Annotated in this window: 18 protein-coding genes, 1 tRNA gene and 1 pseudogene; 3 read left to right on the forward strand and 17 right to left on the reverse strand. The window is 60.8% G+C overall.

The features are described from left to right. Positions 1–2: 2 nt before the first annotated feature. From ccmE to AC0V6T_RS08530, 5 genes are all read right to left on the reverse strand, one after another. Complete coding sequence (gene ccmE / locus AC0V6T_RS08510) at positions 3–473, reverse strand: cytochrome c maturation protein CcmE (RefSeq protein ID WP_007163708.1); 471 nt, start codon at positions 471–473, stop codon at positions 3–5. Continuing rightward, positions 470–610 (reverse strand): heme exporter protein CcmD, encoded by a 141-nt coding sequence (gene ccmD, locus AC0V6T_RS08515; protein WP_007163707.1) that lies wholly within the window; start codon positions 608–610, stop codon positions 470–472. The genes ccmE and ccmD overlap by 4 nt, the downstream gene beginning before the upstream one ends. Further along, complete coding sequence (ccmC, locus tag AC0V6T_RS08520; RefSeq protein ID WP_486126025.1) at positions 607–1,368, reverse strand: heme ABC transporter permease CcmC; 762 nt, start codon at positions 1,366–1,368, stop codon at positions 607–609. The genes ccmD and ccmC overlap by 4 nt, the downstream gene beginning before the upstream one ends. Before the next feature lie 86 nt (positions 1,369–1,454). Then, entirely contained in the window at positions 1,455–2,522 is a 1,068-nt protein-coding gene (locus tag AC0V6T_RS08525; protein WP_486126027.1) for a Leu/Phe/Val dehydrogenase, read from the reverse strand. 60 nt (positions 2,523–2,582) lie between these two features. Continuing rightward, positions 2,583–2,659 (reverse strand) — tRNA-His (locus AC0V6T_RS08530). A 237-nt stretch (positions 2,660–2,896) separates the two neighbouring features. On the opposite strand from AC0V6T_RS08530, the gene AC0V6T_RS08535 reads away from it, so the two are divergent. Further along, positions 2,897–3,532, forward strand: a complete 636-nt coding sequence (locus AC0V6T_RS08535) for a prolyl hydroxylase family protein (protein ID WP_486126029.1) — start codon at positions 2,897–2,899, stop codon at positions 3,530–3,532. Between the two features lie 491 nt (positions 3,533–4,023). On the opposite strand, the gene rpmE is transcribed toward AC0V6T_RS08535, so the two are convergent. The 10 genes and pseudogenes from rpmE to pyrH all read right to left on the reverse strand — a co-directional run bounded on the left by rpmE (position 4,024) and on the right by pyrH (position 13,896). Next, positions 4,024–4,248 (reverse strand): 50S ribosomal protein L31, encoded by a 225-nt coding sequence (rpmE, locus tag AC0V6T_RS08540; RefSeq protein ID WP_007163702.1) that lies wholly within the window; start codon positions 4,246–4,248, stop codon positions 4,024–4,026. 414 nt (positions 4,249–4,662) lie between these two features. Beyond that, on the reverse strand, positions 4,663–5,172 hold the full coding sequence (gene fabZ / locus AC0V6T_RS08545) for a 3-hydroxyacyl-ACP dehydratase FabZ (protein ID WP_007163700.1): 510 nt from the start codon (positions 5,170–5,172) through the stop codon (positions 4,663–4,665). 33 nt (positions 5,173–5,205) lie between these two features. Next, positions 5,206–5,898 carry an OmpH family outer membrane protein gene (locus AC0V6T_RS08550; protein WP_486126032.1) on the reverse strand — a complete coding sequence of 231 codons (693 nt, stop codon included), beginning with the start codon at positions 5,896–5,898 and terminating at the stop codon, positions 5,206–5,208. Next, positions 5,898–8,546 carry an outer membrane protein assembly factor BamA gene (bamA, locus tag AC0V6T_RS08555; protein WP_486128540.1) on the reverse strand — a complete coding sequence of 883 codons (2,649 nt, stop codon included), beginning with the start codon at positions 8,544–8,546 and terminating at the stop codon, positions 5,898–5,900. The genes AC0V6T_RS08550 and bamA overlap by 1 nt, the downstream gene beginning before the upstream one ends. A 338-nt stretch (positions 8,547–8,884) precedes the next feature. Continuing rightward, complete coding sequence (gene rseP / locus AC0V6T_RS08560) at positions 8,885–10,006, reverse strand: RIP metalloprotease RseP (protein ID WP_486126034.1); 1,122 nt, start codon at positions 10,004–10,006, stop codon at positions 8,885–8,887. Further along, positions 9,999–11,163, reverse strand: a pseudogene (dxr, locus tag AC0V6T_RS08565) (1-deoxy-D-xylulose-5-phosphate reductoisomerase). Before dxr ends, rseP begins: the two are co-directional and overlap by 8 nt. Before the next feature lies 1 nt (position 11,164). Next, positions 11,165–11,899, reverse strand: a complete 735-nt coding sequence (locus AC0V6T_RS08570) for a phosphatidate cytidylyltransferase (protein WP_486126036.1) — start codon at positions 11,897–11,899, stop codon at positions 11,165–11,167. Continuing rightward, positions 11,886–12,527, reverse strand: coding sequence for a polyprenyl diphosphate synthase (gene uppS / locus AC0V6T_RS08575; protein WP_486128542.1), 642 nt, complete (start codon positions 12,525–12,527; stop codon positions 11,886–11,888). The genes AC0V6T_RS08570 and uppS overlap by 14 nt, the downstream gene beginning before the upstream one ends. Before the next feature lie 76 nt (positions 12,528–12,603). After that, a complete protein-coding gene (gene frr / locus AC0V6T_RS08580) occupies positions 12,604–13,161 on the reverse strand; it encodes a ribosome recycling factor (RefSeq protein ID WP_007163693.1) in 558 nt (185 codons plus the stop codon). 3 nt (positions 13,162–13,164) lie between these two features. Beyond that, entirely contained in the window at positions 13,165–13,896 is a 732-nt protein-coding gene (gene pyrH, locus AC0V6T_RS08585; RefSeq protein ID WP_486126038.1) for a UMP kinase, read from the reverse strand. Positions 13,897–13,993: 97 nt separating this feature from the next. On the opposite strand from pyrH, the gene AC0V6T_RS08590 reads away from it, so the two are divergent. After that, positions 13,994–15,061, forward strand: coding sequence for an MBL fold metallo-hydrolase (locus AC0V6T_RS08590; protein WP_486126040.1), 1,068 nt, complete (start codon positions 13,994–13,996; stop codon positions 15,059–15,061). Between the two features lie 250 nt (positions 15,062–15,311). Here the strand turns inward: AC0V6T_RS08590 and AC0V6T_RS08595 are convergent, their stop codons facing one another. After that, positions 15,312–15,551, reverse strand: coding sequence for a hypothetical protein (locus AC0V6T_RS08595; RefSeq protein ID WP_486126042.1), 240 nt, complete (start codon positions 15,549–15,551; stop codon positions 15,312–15,314). 240 nt (positions 15,552–15,791) lie between these two features. Between AC0V6T_RS08595 and AC0V6T_RS08600 the strand changes: the two genes are divergently transcribed. Continuing rightward, positions 15,792–16,535, forward strand: coding sequence for a hypothetical protein (locus AC0V6T_RS08600; RefSeq protein ID WP_486126044.1), 744 nt, complete (start codon positions 15,792–15,794; stop codon positions 16,533–16,535). A gap of 195 nt (positions 16,536–16,730) precedes the next feature. Here AC0V6T_RS08600 and tsf read toward each other — a convergent pair whose 3' ends face one another. Beyond that, a complete protein-coding gene (gene tsf / locus AC0V6T_RS08605; RefSeq protein WP_486126046.1) occupies positions 16,731–17,657 on the reverse strand; it encodes a translation elongation factor Ts in 927 nt (308 codons plus the stop codon). Between the last annotated feature and the right edge of the window lie 79 nt (positions 17,658–17,736).

Raw genomic sequence — 17,736 nt, forward strand, 5'->3', positions numbered from 1 at the left:
GCTTACTCGATGCCCCGCGTGCTTTGCGCGACGGTTTCGGCGTAATCTTCCGCCTGGTGCCCTTCGAGCCCTTCAAGCTCGCGCGGGACGTAATTCTCATCGTGCTTTGCCAGAAGATTGGTCGCTAGGAAGGTGCCGTCTGCCTGAAGGCTGCCTTCTGCCACCACGCCGGAGTTTTCGACGAAAAGGTCAGGCAGAATGCCCGAATAGGTCACGGGGATCGTGCTGTCGCCATTGCCGGTCACGACGAAGTTGACCGTGATGCCGTCAGCCTGCGTCTCGATCGAGCCTTCCTGCACCATCCCGCCGAGGCGCACGGCCTGGCCCACTGCGGGCGGCTCGGCGGCCATCTGTTCGGGCAGGTAGAAATAGTTCGCCTGGCTGCGCAGCGCCCATGTCGCGATCAGGCCAGCGCCGATGATCGCCACGAGCGCTAGCACGACAAGGGTCATGCGTTGATGTTTGGCTTTCATTTGCGCCTCATGTCCTCACGGCGTTTTTCTGCACGGCGCATGGTGGTGTAGCTCCATGCGATCAGCATTCCCAGCGCTACTGCGCCAACTGCGTATGCCCCAATGACGAAGGGCCAGTGGTCGAGTGCTTCTCTCATTCTGCCGGCTCCGCTGCGGGCGAAACGGCGGCAGGCGCATCGTCATCCAATGCACGGCGGCGCAAGCGCGCTTCGACCTGTTGCTCTGCGATAAGAGCGCGCATGCGCATCAGCACCACGCCTCCGAACAGCAGCGAGAAGCCCAGCACCGCAACCAGCAGCGGAAACAGGAAGGTCGGGTCGATCGCGCTTTTGCCCACGGTGATCGAAGGCGGTTGGTGAAGCGAGTTCCACCATACCACGGATCGGTTGATGATCGGAACGTTGATCGCGCCGACGAGGCCGAAAATCGCAGGGATTTTGTAAGAGCCACCCTCGCGCGATGCAGCCTGTGCCAAGGCGATGTAACCGCCGTAGAGGAACAGCAGCACCAGCATGCTGGTCAGTCGCCCGTCCCACTCCCACCAAGTGCCCCATGTGGGACGTCCCCAGATAGAGCCGGTTGCAAGGCAGATTATGCAGAACACCATGCCCGGCACTGCAATCGCCCGAGCGGCGATGCCTGCCAGCGGATGTTTCCAGATCAGCAGTGCGCCGCTCGAAATCGCAAGGCCAGCCCAGCCTCCCATGCCTAGCCAAGCGGCGGGCACGTGGATGAACAGGATGCGCACGCTCTCGCCCATCAGGCGATCGGGCGGGACCATAAACAGACCCCAAGTCACCGCGCCAAGCGACAGCACAAGTCCGCTCCAGAACAGAAGCGGGGTAAGCCATTTGGCGAGCGACAAAAAGCGCTTTGGATTGGCGTAGATATGCACCGATTATTCCCTTGCGCGTACTATTAGAGCCAATGGCTCACCGGGCAAGAGCGCAAAGACTGCAACACAAGGTTGCACCCCGTTGATCAGGCGCGCCCGATCAGTTCCTGCGCCATGCGGTCGGCAACCACGTCAGGCGATGTATTGTCCGCATCGCTCTTTTGCCAGACCTGAGCGAGGCGCGACGGGATCTTTTCGATGAGCGCATTCACTTCATCGCGGCTTGCTTGGCGTCCGTCGCGCCGTGCGGCGTATTCGGTGCCGACAGAGATAATGCCGCCAGCATTGATGACATAATCGGGCGCGTAGAGGATGCCGCGCTCGAAAACGGCCTGACCGTGGCGTGCGCGGGCAAGCTGGTTGTTCGCGCCGCCTGCAACGATCTTGGTATCGAGCTTGTCGATGCTTTCATCATCGAGGATCGCGCCCAGAGCATTGGGGCTGAACACATCGCATGGCGTCGTCATGATCGCATCGGGAGCGACCACTCCTGCGCCCAGTTCGTCAGCCAGCGCCTTGACGCCGTCCGCATGAATGTCAGCAAGCGTCAAACGAGCGCCATCCTTGGCCAGCAGGCGCGCTACGCCGCCACCGACGCTGCCGGTGCCCTGCACAGCAACGTGCACGCCGTCCATGCTGTCGGTGCCTAGTTTGTGCGCGACCGCGGCCTTGATGCCGAGATAAATGCCAAAGGCGGTGAACGGGCCCGGATCGCCGCCTGCGCTGCCCTCGCCCGTTACTGGAAGGCCGCTGACATGCTGAGTGCGCTTCGACACGGCGACCATGTCTGCCTCGGAAATGCCCACGTCTTCCGCCGTGACATAGCGACCGCCCAGCCCTTCGACCGCGTCACCGAATGCGGCGAGCAGTTCGGGCGTTTTGGTGCGCGCTTCGTCGGCGAGGATTACGGCCTTGCCGCCGCCCAGCGCGAGGCCTGCCATCGCGTTCTTGTAGCTCATCCCGCGCGACAGGCGCAGCGCATCGCGAAGGCCATCCTTTGGGTCAGGATAGTGCCAGAAGCGCGTTCCGCCAGCGCCCGGACCGAGGTGCGAGGAATGGACCGCGATAATCGCCATCAGTCCCGATGCGCGATCGCGCACGACATGCACCATCTCGTGGTCGTCAAAGTCGGGTTCGGTCCAGAAAGCGGTCATGAGCAAAGCCCCCAATAAAGGCGCAGCGGAAGGCTCATAGCCTGAAAGCGTGGGAGAAGATGGGGCGATCGAGGGGTCTCGAACCCCCGACCTCCGGTACCACAAACCGGCGCTCTAACCAACTGAGCTACGATCGCCACATGCCCTTCCCCAGCGTCGATCTTTCTCAAGACCATTTGCCAAGTGCCGCGCAAGAGCGCCGCAATTAATGACGGCGCTTGGCGCGTCAAGGCCGCTGTGGATGGGCGCGAGCCTGTTGCACAATCCATCGGCCAAGGGAAGCGAAAACTGTGTTTGAAAGCCATGAGCGCAAGATTATTTCGCGCCCCGTTAGAAGCTTGCCTGACACAGCGCGGCTTTTAAGGTCAAAACCCATGGATGCGATGACCGATTCTGTTTCCCAAAGGCTCTCACGCTTCGACAACGCGCAGCGCGTGCCGCATCCCAAAATCGAGCAATTTCAGGTCAAAGGCTTCATCAGCCCAGAACTGTGCGCAGAGCTGATCAGGCTGATAGACTTGGGAAGGCGCCCCAGCACGATCGCCGATGCCAATGGTGATGACTACTTCCGCACCAGCGAAACCTGCGACCTCGACGCGAACGAAACTGCGGTCAAAGAGCTGGAAGCGAAGTTCTTTTCGCTCAACGGTATCGACCCCAAGCACGGCGAGCCGGTTCAGGGGCAGCGCTATGACGTGGGGCAGGAATTCAAGGCACACACCGACTATTTCACCCCCGGCGGCGCGGATTTCGAGAAGTTCTGCGCAGAAAGCGGCCAGCGCACCTGGACCTTCATGATCTACCTGAACGAAGTCGAAGCGGGCGGCGCGACGCGCTTCAAGGTGATCAAGAAGTCGTTTCAGCCCGAAACCGGCAAGCTCGTTTGCTGGAACAATGCGCGGCCCGATGGCAGCGTGAACCCGGCTACGCTCCACCACGGAATGAAGGTACGAAAGGGCGTGAAATACGTCATCACCAAGTGGTATCGCGAGCGGGAGTGGGGATGGTGAGAAGGTTAGCCATTGCTCTTGCTTTCACCCTTTCTGCTTGCGCCCGGGGTGACGACGTTCCGAGCGAAATCGTAGGATGCTATTTTTCGGAACAAACCGCACCGGTGTTTCTAGGGCGCGATCTTCTCAGGACTGAGTCTGGGAGTATGCGAGAGAAATATCGATTTGTTCGATCATCAAATGAGGGCACTCTAGGCACGCTCGTGCTCTCAGCGAAGAAGGCTGCCAATTTCGACCAGAATTCTGGCGATTTTGTCGGCTGGGTCGCACCCGATGACACGGGAGCAGGATTCACGACACGCATAGATTTGAATCGGTGTGGCCAAACTCCCTGCTTCTCAATTCCCGGTTTCGCGGGTGAGCCCCGTATCGAGTTCCGAAAGGCTGAATGCAACGGAACCTTCGAAATGCCCTAAGTGAAGAGAAAAAGGGCGACCCGCGAAGGCCACCCTTTTCTATCTTGTCATCCCAAGTTTCGCGTCAGTCTCGCGTCACTTCTTAAGCGACAGCCCGCCGAAGCGCTTGTTGAACGCAGCCACACGGCCACCTTCCTGAAGCTGCTGCTTGCCGCCGGTCCATGCCGGGTGGCTGGTCGGGTCGATGTCGAGCGACAGGGTGTCGCCTTCGCTGCCCCAGGTGGAGCGCGTCTGAAACTCGGTGCCATCGGTCATCTTGACCGTGATCATGTGATATTCGGGATGCCCTTCGGCTTTCATCGTAACTGTCCTTGCTAGCGGGTGCCCGGTTCCGACCGGGTGAGCTGTTTGCGGGAAAGCGCGCCACTTAGTGTGGTTCGGCTGCGAAAGCAAGCTTTGTGAGCCAGCGTTTTCCTACTTGGATCATGCGAGCTAGACCTGCTTGCGCCGCGCCTTTTCGCGGCGAACGCAGACCCATTGGCGAGCCTGATCTTGGAAAGTCACACGTCCTACAGCGAATTTTTAGAAAACCGCTATAAAATCAGACCTTTGCCAGGAGAAGCCATTTTTCTAAACCACCCCGATGCGAGGTCCAAGAGGCAGGCAGGATGGCCCAAGAATGCGCCCATCGGCGCCACAGACGCCGCAAGGGCGACCGCCCGCCCGCAGCGGGTGCGGCTACGCCGCGCGTTTAGCGAGGATGAGGCTGCAAAATCAGCCTTCCGGCGGATCGGCGATCATCGCCGTAAACTCGGTCTCGCAGGTGACCTTGCCCTCGACGCTAGCACGACCCTTGAACTTGTAGATCGTGCGGCGTTGCTGGAGGAACTCGACCTCGAGATCCAGCAGGCAGCCGGGCGTCACGGGTTTGCGGAACTTGGCGCTCTCGATGCCCATGAAGATGACGAGCTTGCCGGTCCCGGCGAGTTCGAGCGTTTCGATGCCGAGGATCGCGGCGGCCTGAGCCAGCGCCTCGATCTGCAGTACGCCGGGCATGATCGGCGCGCCGGGGAAGTGACCCTGGAAGAACTCCTCGTTCATGGTCACCGCCTTCACCGCGTGAATGCGCTCGTTGAGGTGGAGCTCCTTCACCCGGTCAACCAGCAGAAGCGGGTAGCGGTGAGGCAGGGCCTTCAAGACCTTGTGGATGTCGTAGTCGGTGATCGGCTGCGACGCTCCCCCGCCGTTCTGGCCCCCGCCATCATGGCTCTCGGTCTCGCTCATGCCCTGCCCTTTCCTGCTTCGCGCAACGCGGCCTTATCGGCCCGCGGGCGCCTGCGGTTCCTGCGCCTGACCCTGCTGCTGCTGTTGCTGCTGCTGAATGATCTGCGCGGTCAGGAGCGTCTGCTGAATGTCCTGGAAGATCTGCGCGGTCTGGCGCTGAGGACGCCAGTCAGCGGGCGGAACGATCTGGACCGAAGGCACCTTGGCGTTAAGCGAGGTGGTGATCAGCTGCGTGATGTCGGCGCCTTGTGCGGCGAACTGGATCACGTCGGGCTGCAGGACCATAACGACCTGCTGCTGCGTGGTCACTTCGGTGAGAGCTGCCGGATACTGAGCGAGGATTTGCTCGACCGCGTAGATACGGGCAGCGTTCACCTGGCTGGTGAGACCGGCGACTTCCTGCTCAAGCGTCTGGATCTGAGCGAAGTTCGACGCGCTCTGCACGGCAGGCAGTTCAGCTTCGTCGAGCTGGCCGTTGCCGTTGGTGTCGAACGGCTGAAGCAGCGTGGTGAGTTCCTGCTGCTTGGTCTGACGCTGTTCGATCTGCGCCTGGTAGGTGGTGCCGATCTGGTTGTACGCGGTCTGCAGCGCGGTGGTGCCGATGATGGCGCGGCTGATGTCAGCGGTGGCGACACGGCCATCGACCTGTGCCTGTGCCGGAGCAGTTGCAGCGAGCGCGCCAACTGCGAGCGCACCGGTGGCGAGGAGTTTCGAGGTAAGCTTCATTAGAATTGTGTTCCTACGTTGAACGTGAAGGTCTTGTCGTCATCGCCCTCGACCTTGCGGATCGTCTGGGCGAAATCGATACGGAACGGGCCGAAGGGCGAGTTCCAGTTGACCCCGATACCTGCCGTGATGCGAGGGCTGGGCGAATCGCCCAGGAAGACTTCGCGGATCGCACTGTTGGTGCGGATCAGGCGGGTGTTCGGGGTTACGCCGTCACTGGCAAGCGGATCGGTCGTAAGCTGGCCCGTATCCGTGCTGATGAACAGCGGGTTTCCGTTGGCATCGACCTGCGGAAGGCCGGTCGGGTTATCCTGAAGGATCGGCTGTTCGACGCCCCATAGCGCGCCGACATCGAGGAAGATCGACGGGCGAAGGCCAAGCTCGCGCGCGCCGGTCCCGAGCGGGATCTCAAGCTCTGCACGGCCAAGGTAGTAGTTGCGGCCACCGATCGAGTCGTCGCGAATACGGTTGCGCTCGGTGATGAGGATTGGATTCCCGTCCTCGTCGAGCTGGTTGTTGTTGAACGCATCGAGGACGTATGGCTGTGTCAGGATACGCGGGCCTACGCCGCGAATGTCGAAGCCGCGGAATTGTGGCTCGCCGAGGAAGAAACGGTCGGTGAGGAGGATGTCGTCCACCCCACCTCCGCCGCGTTCTTCGAGCGGGATGATCGTGCCGCCCTCAAGCGACAGGGAGAAGATGAAGCCCGAGTTGAATACGTTCCAGAACTGCTGGCCACGACCGCGAAAGCGCAGATACTGCACGTCGCCGCCAAGGCCTGCGAATTCGGTGCTGAGCGTCACACGGCGACCGCGCGTCGGGCGAAGCAGCGAGTTCAGCGTGTTGTACTGCAGGCTGAGACCCACGATCGAGGACAGGCGATTGCCGAGCGCATCGCACAGGAAGCGACCGGCCAGAAGCGGATCGCATTCGACGTCTCCATCACCGTCGATGTCGGAGAAGAACAGGTTCTCGTCGAGGCTGACCTCGTCGTAATTGAGCGTGTAGCTACCAACCAGCGACATGAATTCGGTCAGCGGAACGCCGACGCGCACAGCACCGCCGGTAGTGCCCTGCTCGAAGGTTGTGTTGCGGTCGTTGTTCGTGAAGTTGAAGCTGTTGAAGTCGCGGCGATAGATATCCGCGCCAGCCGAGATGTTACGGTCGAAGAGATAGGGCTCGGTGAAGCTGACCTGCGCCGAACGCGAGAATTGCGAGTAGTTGAGGCTGAGGCCAATCGTCTGTCCGCGACCGCGGAAGTTACGCTGGCGGATGGAACCTGCAAGGATGAAGCGCTCAATCGACGAGAAGCCGGCGGAGAACTGAAGTTCACCGGTGGGCTGCTCTTCGACGTTGGCTTCAAGGACGATACGGTCAGGCGCAGAACCCTCGACCTGGTTAACTTCGAAGTTCTCCTGGAAGTAACCCAGCGAATTGATACGCGCAGTTGTACGGGCCACGCCGAGCGAGTTGAAGGCATCGCCTTCCGACAGGCGGAACTCACGGCGAACAACCTTGTCCTGCGTGAGCGTATTGCCGTTCACGTCGACGCGCTCGATATAAACGCGCGGCGCCTGACGCAGGATGAAGGTGATATCCATCGTCAGGTCTTCGGGATTACGATTGAAGCGCGGCTGCACGTCGGCAAATGCATAACCGAAGCGGCCAGCAAGCTCGGTCAGCTGTTCAACCGTGTCCTCGACGGTCGCTGCGTTGTAGAAATCGCCGGACTTCATCGCGAGACCGGCCTGCAGGGCATCGCTGTCAAAGTCGCGCAGCTGGCTTTCAACCTCGACGTCGCCGAAGGAATAGCGCTCGCCCTCTTCAACGACGTAGGTGATGATGAAGTCACGCTGGTCCGGCGTCAGCTCTGCGACGGCCGAGACGACGCGGAAGTCGGCATAGCCTTCGGTCAGATAAAACTGGCGCAGCTTCTGCTGGTCGAACGCGAGACGGTCGGGGTCATAGGACGTGTTCGAGCTGAAGAAGCGGAAGAAGCGCGCCTGCTTGGTCACCATTTCCGAGCGAAGCTCACCATCGGAGAACTCTTCGTTGCCGATGATGTTGATCTGGCGAACCTTGGACTTGGGCCCTTCGGTGATCTCGAAGACAACGTCGACGCGGTTCTGCGGCAGCTGAACCATCTGCGGTTCGACGGTCGCGGCGAAGCGGCCCTGACGCTTATAGAGCTCGACAATACGAGCAACGTCGGCGCGGACCTTGGAACGGGTGAAGATCTGGCGCGGGGCGAGGCGGATCTCGGGAAGGATCTTGTCGGCGTCGAGGCGATCATTGCCTTCTAGCACGATGCGGTTGATCACCGGGTTCTCGACCACGGTGATGACGACGTTGCCATCCTGGTTTCGGATGGAGGCGTTTGCGAACAGCTCGGTCGCGTAAAGGTCGGACAGCGCCTGGTCGGCTGCTGCGGCCGAATAATCCTGGCCCACGCGAAGGCGAATGTATGACAGGATGGTGCTCGGCTCGAGACGCTCTGCGCCGGTCACGCTGATTGAGCGGATCGTGTTCGAAACGGGAGCGGGGGCAGGCGTTGGTTCAGACGTTGACTGAGTGGCTTCGGGCGCGGTCTGCGCCTGCGCTTCGGCTTCGTCCTGTGCGAGCGCGGTGAAAGGCACCCCGGCAAGCATGGTTGCGCCCGTGAGCGCAAACGCCAAGCGGCCGCTGGCGCCCTTTGACTTGGCAGAAGTGGATTTCACAGACTGAGCGCCTGCATTCTCGCATCAATTCATGGAAAGTATGTTCCCGTCCAACCCGTATTCGTAAACGCGCCCCGCCCGTCTGAGGGCCCCCTTAAAGCGCGCGGCAGAGCCTGTCAGCCCTGCCTGTCCCAAAACGTCATCCGCCTGTGCCCGATGCGTCACCTGCAATCAAGCAGGCTATACGCACAATGCCGGATGGAGTGCCCGCTTTCCCCGGCAAACTGCCGCATCGAAGCGACAGGGCAAGCGAGGTTAGCTGCTCAGTTCTAACTGCCGAAGATCGGCAGCGAGACCACGTCGTTCACGGTTACCACAACCATGAACGCCAGCACGATCGCGATGCCGGTGCGATACGCCCACTCCGTTGCCTGAGGCCCGACCGGTTTGCGCCGGATTGCCTCAGCAGCGTAGAAGGCGAGATGCCCGCCATCGAGTGCGGGGATTGGCAAGAAGTTGATGAACGCCAAGTTAAGCGAGATCAGCGCTGCAAAGAAGACGAACTCGGTGAGCCCCAAGCTCAGGCGTTCGCCAGAGAACTTGGCGATCTTGATTGGCCCGCCCAGCTCCTTGATCGAGCGATCGCCGAACAGGATCTGCTTGATTCCAGTGACCATCATCTTGGTCATGTCCCAGCATTGCCAGGTAGCGAGCGGGATGGCCTTAAGGATGGAGACGGGCTGGAAATCGTATTCGAGCGCGGCCGGAGCGACCCCGATACGGCCGACGGTGTGGCTGTTTCCGAAGCCGTCTTCCTCGGTGACGCGTGCAGCGGTCACGTCGAACGCCATCTCGTCTCCGCTGCGTTCGGCCACGATGGTCATCTCGCGGCCCGGATAAAGGGCAATCTCGCGCACGATGTCATCGAAGGTTTCGACCTTCTGCCCATCGATTGCGATGATGCGGTCGCCGACTTCCATGCCTGAAGCCTGCGCGACGGAGGTTTCGGAGAAGCCGCCAATCTCTGTCGAGCTTTCCGGATTAGCGACAACGCGCTGCCCGTAGATCGAGAACAATGCAGCGAGGATCGCGATCGCCACCACAAGGTTCGTCACCGGGCCAGCGGCAACGATGAGCGCGCGCTTCCACAAGGATGCGCTCTGAAAGCTGCCTGTTTCGGCAGGGGCATTGGGATCGGGGACGCTTGCCGGGTTCATGTCGCCCTTGAACTGGACATAGCCGCCCAGCGGCAGGGCGGAGAGCTTCCAGCGCGTGCCATGCTTGTCGGTGCGGCCTGCGATTTCCTTGCCGAAGCCGACCGAGAACGCTTCTGCCTTAACTCCGAACCAGCGCCCGACCAGATAGTGGCCAAGCTCGTGCACTGTCACCAATGGCCCAAGCAAAAGCAGGAAGCCGACAAAGTACATCCAGAAAGGGGGCGATTCAAACAAGGGCGAGGTTCTCCGTGGCGGCGCGGGCGCGGTTACGCGCCTCTGCGTCAATCGTCAGCACATCTTCCAGGCTGGCCGGCGCGGCGGCGCTATAGCCCGCCAGCGTCGCTTCCGCCACTGCCGTAATGCGGCTGAACCCAATCTGACCGGCGAGGAATGCCTCGACCGCGATTTCGTTCGCGGCGTTGAGCACTGCCAGGGGCTCCCCCGCCCGCCTCGATGGCTTCGCGCGCGATGCGGGTCGCGGGAAAGCGCTCCTCGTCGGGCGCGTGGAAGGTCAGTTCACCAATGCTTGCAAGGTCAAGCGGTTCTAGCGGCGTCTCCATCCGCTCTGGCCATGCGAGGCACGATGCAATCGGCACGCGCATGTCGGAAGGGCCCAGCTGCGCGAGGGTCGAGCGGTCGCGATACTCGACCATTGAATGGATCACGCTTTGGGGATGCACCACGATCCGTAGGCGATCGAGCCCGACAGGGAATAGGTGAAAGGCTTCGATATATTCGAGCCCCTTGTTCATCATCGTTGCGCTGTCGACGCTGATCTTCGCGCCCATCGACCAGTTGGGATGCGCGACCGCCTGCTCCGGTGTCGCAGCCTCGATTGCCTCGCGCGACCAAGTGCGAAGCGGTCCGCCGCTCGCGGTCAGCGTGATGCGCGCCACATCCTCGATCTTGCCGCCCGCAAGACACTGGAAGATCGCGTTGTGCTCGCTATCGGTGGGCAGCAGCGTCGCGCCGTTTTCAGCAACAGCCGACATCATCACATCGCCTGCGGAAACCAGCGCTTCCTTATTGGCTAGCGCCACAGTCCCGCCGCGCCTGACCGCCGCCATGGTCGGAGCAAGCCCTGCGCAGCCAACGATGGCCGCGACCGTCATGTCGACTGGGCGCGCTGCGGCTTCGCAAAGGGCATCGCACCCGCCAGCGGCTTCGACACCTGAGCCCGCGAGCGCGTCTTTTAGATCGCCGAGGCAGCTTTCGTCGCCGACCACCGCGACCTTCGCCCCGAATTCTCGGGCCAGCGCGCCCAGCTCCTTTGCAGAGCAATTCGCGCTCAGTGCCTCGACCTGCCAGTCATCCGGGTTGCGCCGCACGAGGTCGAGCGTCGAGGCGCCAATCGAGCCTGTTGCTCCCAGAAGTGTGATCGAGCGGGTCATGTCACTGCAATCCGATATAGGAAGGTACGACGGCGACCAGAAACAGGACGAAGTACACCGCGATGAAGCCGTCGAGACGGTCAAAGATACCGCCATGACCAGGGATGAGACTGGAGGAGTCTTTCGCACCCGCGCGCCGCTTCATCCAGCTCTCGAAGAAGTCACCCGCCTGCGCGATCACTGCGATAAGAAGAGCGGATAGCGCAGCGAACCCGATTGCACCGATCGTGTATCCGGGCGCCGTGGTGGCGACGAGGTCGCTGATCTCAATCCCGACCGTGAAGATGCCCGCCGCCAGAGCGCCGCCGAATAGCCCCGCCCAGGTCTTCGACGGACTGATGCTCGGCGCGATCTTTGGCCCTCCGATCAGGCGGCCTGCGAAGTAGGCCCCCACATCGACCGCGATCACAGGCGCCAGAAAGGCCAGCGCCACGGTCCATATGTCGTAGTTGATCCGGACCTGCACCATCGCAAGCGCCGCCGCCCCGACATAGAGCGCCCCAACGAACTGCCACGCGACCTCTGCCACTGGCGAGATGTTGAAGCCTTTGACCAGCAGGTTCCACTCCCACAGGACCAGCCCTGCAAGAAGGGCCACGAAGCCAACCCAGAACCATCCACCCAGCCACAAAGCGATGAAGGCGACGCCAAGCATCGCGACCGCTGAGACGAAGCGCACAAGCAGGTCGCTCATCGCCGAACCGCCCTTGCTAGCTTTGGTATCAGCGCCCGCCATATCTGCGCTCCCTTCGCGCAAAGTCGTCCAGCGCTTGCGAGAGATGCTCGGGCTTGAAGTCCGGCCAAAGCGTATCGACGAACAGCATCTCTGCATAAGCCGCCTGCCACAGCAGGAAGTTCGACAAGCGTATTTCCCCGCTGGTGCGGATCAGCAAATCGAGCGGCGGCAGGTCAGCCGTGTCGAGCTGAGCCTCGATTGTCTCCGCAGTGATTTCGCCAGCTTCGGCCGCTTGTGCCGCAGCGCGGGCGATCTCATCCTGAGCCCCGTAATTGAGCGCGACCGCCAGCAGCTTCGACCCGCGCGAGGTGCGCTCCAATGCGTCTTCAAGCATCGCAACGATGTCGGGCGCGAGCGCTTTCCAGTTGCCTATGATCTTGAGCTTCACGTCGTTCGCGACGAACTCTTCAAGGTCGGATTTGATGAACTTGCGCATCAGGTTCATGAGGTCGTCGACCTCGTCTTCTGAACGCTTCCAATTCTCGGAACTGAAGGCATAGAGCGTCAGGCAATCAAGCGCCATCGGGTCGAGCCCGCGCACAAGCCTGCGCACCGCTTCGACACCGCGCTGATGGCCAACCGCACGCGGCAAGCCCCGCTTCTTGGCCCAGCGACCATTGCCATCCATAATGATGGCGACATGTTTGGCGCGACCTTCGCCCAAGCGTTCCTCTCCTCGATCCCCTGGCCCCTCTCAGGAGCGCTTACTGGGTCAGGATTTCCTGTTCCTTCTTCGCCGCCGCTTCGTCGGTGTCAGCGACGTATTTGTCGGTCAGCTTCTGGACTTCGTCTTCCATCCGCTTGCGATCGTCCTCCGAGATTTCCTTCTTCTTCTCGTCGGTCTTGAGGCTTTCCATCGCGTCGCGGCGGACATTGCGGATCGCGATCTTGGCCTTCTCGGCATACTGGCCTGCAAGCTTTGCCAATTCCTTGCGACGCTCTTCGGTGAGGTCGGGCATCGGAAGGCGGATCGTCTGACCATCAGTCATCGGGTTGAGGCCAAGGTTTGCCTTGGTGATACCCTTTTCGACCGCGCTCACATTGCTCTTGTCCCACACTTGCACGCTGATCATGCGCGGCTCTGGCGTGTTGACCGTGGCAACTGAAGCGAGCGGCATCATCGAGCCGTAAACCTCGACCACCACCGGATCGAGCAGCGAGGTGTTGGCGCGGCCCGTGCGCAGGCCCGAAAGGTCACCCTTGAGCGATTCAACCGCGCCGTTCATCCGGCGCTCGGTGTCTGCCTTGTCATACTGAGGCATCGGTTAGTCCTTCTGTACTATCGTTTGTGTGCCCTCGCCCGACAGAACGCGGGCAACGTTGCCTTTTTCGCGGATCGAGAACACCACTATCGGAATGTCGTTCTCGCGGCAAAGCGCAACCGCGGTTGCGTCCATCACCTTGAGGTTGTCGGCAAGCACGCGGTCATAGCTGATCGTTTCAAAGCGCGTCGCATCCGGGTTGTGCTTGGGATCGCTGTCATAGACACCGTCGACGCTCGTGCCCTTGAGCAGTGCATCGCAGTTCATCTCGGCTGCGCGAAGGGCAGCGCCGGTGTCGGTGGTGAAGAACGGGTTGCCGGTGCCAGCCGCGAAGATGACGATGCGGCCCTTTTCGAGGTGCCGTTCGGCGCGGCGGCGGATGTAGGGTTCGCACACGGAGGACATCGGGATCGCGCTCTGCACTCGGGTCTGCACGCCTGCCTGCTCCAGCGCGTTCTGCATCGCGAGCGCGTTCATGACGGTGGCGAGCATGCCCATGTAGTCGCCGGTGGTGCGATCAAGGCCGCGCGCCGCACCTGCGACACCGCGGAAGATGTTGCCGCCGCCAATCACGAGGCAGACCTCCAGACCCGCCTCCTGTGCCAGCTTCACTTCTTCGGCAAGCCGCGCCACATACGCCGGGTCGATCCCGTAATCCTGCTCTCCCATCAGCACCTCGCCCGACAGCTTGAGGAGGACGCGCTTGATCGGAGGCATCGCGGCAGGTTGGGTCATGGACAGGTGATTTCCGGTTGGAGTTGTTGTGCCGCTCCCCTTAGACATGGTCGCAAGGTCGCGCAAAGGGGAAGTTTGAAAGCGGGGAGACTGGCTGGTGAAAAGGGTGATCGGGTACGGGACGCTCGCCGTGTTGGTCTCGGCAGGCGTGCTCGTGTGGACCATGCAGCGCCAGATCGGTGAGCAGGTCTTCGCCAGCGTTGCCGCACAGCGGATCGTCTCCAACAATCTTCGCTCTGACGACGGGCTGCACCTCGTCTTGTGCGGGACAGGTTCGCCCCTTCCCAATCCGGACCGTGCAGGCCCGTGCAACCTCGTCGTTGCCGGCGATCAGGCCTATGTCGTCGACATCGGCGAAGGAGGCGCGCGAAACCTCAACCTGATGGGCTACTTCATCCCTTCAACCACCGCCCTGCTCCTCACCCATTACCATTCTGACCATGTTGACGGGATCGGCCCGCTGTCGCTTCTCTACTGGACGCAAGGCACCAAGACCGCGCCCCTGCCCGTTCATGGTCCGCAGGGGCTAAACGTGCTGGTCGACGGCTTCAACCGTGCCTACGAGCTCGACCGGACCTACCGCTTGGAACACCACACCTCCGAGATCGTGCCCGAAACTGGCGGCGGGCTTACTGCGATCCCGTTCGAGATCGGCGAGCAGCCTGTCACCGTGATCGAGCACGACGGTCTACGGATCACCGCTTTCCGCGTCGACCATGACCCGGTGCGCCCTTCGGTCGGATACCGTTTCGACTACAAGGGCCGCTCAATCGTGATCAGCGGCGATGCGGCCAAGTCGGACAGCATCGCAAGGGCGGCGCGCGGGGCGGACATCCTCGTTCACGACGCGCTTCAGCCGCGCCTGGTCGGCCATCTCACCGGCGCTCTTGACGAAGCTGGCAACCAGGCGGTTGCGACCATTACGCGCGACATCCTGGACTATCACGCCTCCCCAGAGGAAGCCGCCGAAACCGCACAAGCCGCCGGCGTGCGTCACCTGATCCTCTCGCACCTCGTCCCGCCGATCCCGAACGCCTTCTTCTACCCCGCATTCCTCGGCGATGCCGAAGATGCCTTCGACGGCAAGATCACGGTGGGCGAAGACGGCATGGTCTTCTCGCTCGATCCGCAAGGCGAGGAGATCGAGCGCGACCGCCTGCTTTAGCTTCGGGTGGAACACGCAAGGGGGTGCTTTGGAAAAACGCTCATTCCCGATTTCGCAAGGTATATCAGGGGATAGCGCCCTATATCAGTGTAGGAGATGTGACTTTCCAGATCGGCCAAGGTGACACTTTGCCTGCTGCATGCTCGGCGATGCCCAACAATGTCAAAGAACGCCGCCGGTGATACCTGACTGATCCGATGTAGGAAAACGGCGCGAGGGCAAAACCCGATTGCCTTGCGCTCCGCCGCAGTCAGGACGCCTCGGCCGACTTCCCTCCGCTGGTCATGACGAGCGTGAAGAACAGGCTCACCACGAACACGAAAGCCAGCGCACCCGGAAGCGTCAGCGGCTCGACCAGCAGCAAGTCGAGGAACTGGCCAAGCAAATGCACCCCGCGCGCCCTGCGGCCCGAAATCGGCTCCTCATAACCAATCGCGACCGCAAGCGCGAAAAGCCCAGTCAGGACAAAGGGAACGGCAAAGCGGTTCATGCCTGATAGCCATAAGCCGCGCCTCCAAACAAATGACTAATCGAAAGGATGCCGCCGTGATCTGATGGTGCAGAGACCTCGAACTCCAATCGGCGGCATCAGACTGTTTAGTCTTTATCCGGCGTAGCGCTGTGGGGAGACTAGACGGCAATAACCGATTAAATTGATGCGATTATGATAGCAAATATAGCACTTGGCATTACTGCAAAGAATTTCTTGGAATTAAGGGGGCGATGACATTTGAGGTTCACCACCGATATCCATACTCGCAAGATCCATCAGGCAGAAACACCCCTCGATGCATGGCAGAACCTGGTCGATACCTGCACTGATATGCACATTCTCGGCTGGCTCATGGAGTGTAGTGACGACGATTGGTTGAGCCATACGCACGGCTTCAATCTCTATGCCGAACTGGAGTTCATTGAACGGAATGGGCTCGACTCGATGTTGGTCGCTAATGACTTTGCCTATCCTCTTTCAGAAATTGAGTCGTCGCAGACAATGGGTTGGGTCCCTCTGACTGAAGCCTACAAACGCCTCGTTGAATTCCGCGGCCAACAGGACTGGACATATGGCAGCGCCGAAAAACTGGTGCACATAAAATGCAGGCGGTCCATCAGGAAAACGCTCGACATGCCGCCGCTGACACTCACCGAAATCGATGCTTTTCTGGCGAGCCCGGTGCCAGTCGGGCCGGACAGTTCGCTTTCGCCGCACGAGCCGACCGATGATATCGATGCAAAGTTCAGTCGCGATCAGTTAATGGTCGTGGCGAAATACATCAATCAGAACATCCCGAGCGTCGCTTCCTATCTCAAGGCACTGGTCAATCATTCGAAAGCCCAAGGGTATAGCGGCTCACGTGCCCTGTTCAGTCAATCCCGACCACTGGCAATCGTGGACATGACGACGCACTACTTCCTGACCGAACACGCCTGGAAGATACGTGGCGAAATCATAGAACTGGTTGCGGAGAGTTGAGAATTCGGCACTGCGAGCGATGGCGCGTTCATCCTCCAAAATCATCTTTCATCCACGCTGGCTCCGTCGCATTCGGACTGCCACAAACTGAGTGTTCACTAAGCTATTAAGCCTACAATGCAGCTGCAAAAAAGGCCGCCGCAGCAAAACGCTGCGACGGCCTTTTCGAACTAGCCAATAGCTTTGAAAGAAAGCTTAGCCGCCGACGGCAGCTGCGACTTCTGCTGCGAAGTCGCTTTCTTCCTTCTCGATGCCTTCGCCGAGCTGGTAGCGGACATAGTCGGTCAGCTTGACGCTGCCGCCATTGTCCTTGCCGAACTTGGCGACGGTGTCTTCGACACTGGTCTTGTTGTCCATGACGAACATCTGCGACAGAAGCGCGTTTTCCTTCGCGTACTTCTTGATCGCGCCTTCGACCATCTTTTCCTGCACGTTCTCAGGCTTGCCGCTTTCGGCTGCTTTTTCCTGTGCGATCTTGCGTTCACGCTCGATCACTTCGGCGTCGAGGCCTTCGGCGTTGAGAGCCTGCGGGAACATCGAGGCGATGTGCATGGCAAGCTGCTTGCCGAACGGCTCGAGCACGTCTGCGCCAAGGTCGCTTTCAAGAGCGACGAGAACACCGATCTTGCCGAGGCCTTCAGCAGCCGCGTTGTGGACGTAGGACACGACCGAACCCTGCAGGACCGAAACGGTCTGCATGCGGCGAACCTGCTGGTTTTCGCCGATGGTTGCGACGTTGCTGGTCAGCTTGTCGGTGACGGTGCCGCCATCGGGATAGTCGGCAGCCTTCAGCGCTTCGACATCGTCGCTGTCGAGCGTGAGAGCAACCTGCGTGGTCTTGCGCACGAAGTCCTGGAACTGGTCGTTCTTCGCAACGAAGTCGGTTTCCGAGTTGACTTCGACGGCAACGCCCTTGGTGCCTTCAACGGCAACGCCAACAAGGCCTTCAGCCGCGGTGCGCGACGATTTCTTCTGGACAGCGGCCAGACCCTTGGCGCGCAGAGCGTCCTGCGCTGCCTCAAGATCGCCAGCGGCTTCTTCGAGAGCCTTCTTGGCGTCCATCATGCCAGCGCCGGTCATTTCGCGCAGTTTCTTCACATCAGCGGCGGAGAATGCAGCCATGGTGATTTCCTCTTGTAAGTTAGGGGGCGCCGGGAAGCACCCGTTCAAAGGCGTGCCCGGCGCGCTAGTCTTGAATTGT

It is taken from the genome of Erythrobacter sp. S158 (assembly GCF_057364915.1).